The 740-nt window shown below is 66.1% G+C and carries 1 protein-coding gene; it reads right to left on the bottom strand.

The window, feature by feature from the left end:
- A partial coding sequence (locus HZZ16_RS36940) for a DUF1522 domain-containing protein (RefSeq protein WP_197955776.1) occupies positions 1 to 740 on the bottom strand: 740 nt, incomplete at both ends.

A 740-nucleotide genomic window follows, 5' to 3' on the forward strand; every position in this document is an offset into this window, starting at 1 on the left:
CGATGTGCCGGTGTTGCCGGCAAGACCAAGCACGTTCAACGCATTGCCGGTGCCGGTGATCGAGAGGTCGGCGTTGACGCCGGTCGAGAGCTTGAGCTGACCGGAGGCGTTGATCGACGAGTTGGTCTGGCCGGTGGCGGTCGCAAGCGTTGCGGTGCCGTTGGCATTGATCGTCGCCGTCTGCACGCCGGTGGCAAGGTCGATCGCCTTCAAGACGTCGTTGACCGTGCCGGCCTGCAGATAGACCGTCGAGTTGCCATTGCCGTCGGTCAGGACGTTGCCGCTCGCACCATAGCCGCTCGGAACGCTCGGAGCACCGGTCGAGCCCGGGATCGGCGCGTTCTTGAAGGTGATGACGTGACCGTCGACGTTCAGCGTCGAGCCGTCCGCGATCGTCGCACCCAGCGAGGCCGCGCTCGTGGTCCGGTTGACCTGGACCGTTGCGTTGCCGCCGCCCACAGAGTTCGTCAGGGTGAGGGCCTTGAGCAGGTCGGCCTTGCCGGTGACGGTCAGATCCGCACCTGTCGAGCTCCTCAGCGTGACGGCGCCGCCCACAACGGTCGAGGCGGTCTGGCCGACGCTCGTGGCGATCGTCGCAGCACCGGAGCTGATGGCAACTGTCTTGACGCCGCTGGCGAGATCGATCGCGGTGAACAGATCGTCGACGGTTGCAAGCGTTGCCGGCGTGCCGGTGCTACCGAGATAGACGGTGGTGTTGCCGCTGCCGTCGGTGACGAGAT

It is taken from the genome of Bradyrhizobium glycinis (assembly GCF_016031655.1).
Taxonomy (GTDB): Bacteria; Pseudomonadota; Alphaproteobacteria; order Rhizobiales; family Xanthobacteraceae; genus Bradyrhizobium; species Bradyrhizobium glycinis.